Source organism: Myxococcus llanfairpwllgwyngyllgogerychwyrndrobwllllantysiliogogogochensis (assembly GCF_006636215.1).
Lineage (GTDB): Bacteria > Myxococcota > Myxococcia > Myxococcales > Myxococcaceae > Myxococcus > Myxococcus llanfairpwllgwyngyllgogerychwyrndrobwllllantysiliogogogochensis.
This window is the reverse complement of the sequence record NZ_VIFM01000685.1, coordinates 1-513: the sequence shown is the minus strand read 5'-3', so window position 1 is coordinate 513 and position 513 is coordinate 1. Positions and strand designations below refer to the sequence as shown.

Here is a 513-nt window from a genome sequence, read left to right as displayed (position 1 = left end):
GGTCGAGGATCTGCATCGGCAACGCGCGCGGCGTGCCGTTGCCTGCCGCCTCGCCCTCGGCATGGTTGAAGCCCATGGCCGTCTGCACCAGCGAATCGAAGCCCCGGCGATCGGCCCAAGGCCCTTGCGTGCCGTAGGCGGTGAGCGACACGCAGACGATGCCCGGCCGCCGCTGCGCCAGGGCCTCGGGCGAGAAGCCGCGTGCCGCGAGCCCGCCGGGCCGGTAGCCCTGGGAGAACACGTGGGCGCCGTCCACCAGCCGCCGCAGGGTGTCCTGGCCGCCATCGGTGCGCAGGTCCACCAGCGCGGAGCGCTTGCCCCGGCTCGTGTCCGCGATCGCGTCGATGTTGGGCAGGTGCGGGCCGTTGACCAGCATCACGTCCGCTCCCAGCCCCGCCAGCGCCCGGCCGGCGACCGGGCCGGCCAGCACGCGCGTCAGGTCGAGCGCGCGCACGCCCGACAGCGGCCGCTGCGATCCGGCCAGTGCCGGGAGGGGCAGGGGTGGCGCATCGC

At 75.6% G+C, this 513-nt stretch carries 1 protein-coding gene; it reads right to left on the bottom strand.

Going from position 1 to position 513, the window contains the following annotated elements; all coding sequences use genetic code 11:
* A partial coding sequence (locus FJV41_RS55465; protein ID WP_181791554.1) for a CoA transferase occupies positions 1-513 on the bottom strand: 513 nt, incomplete at both ends.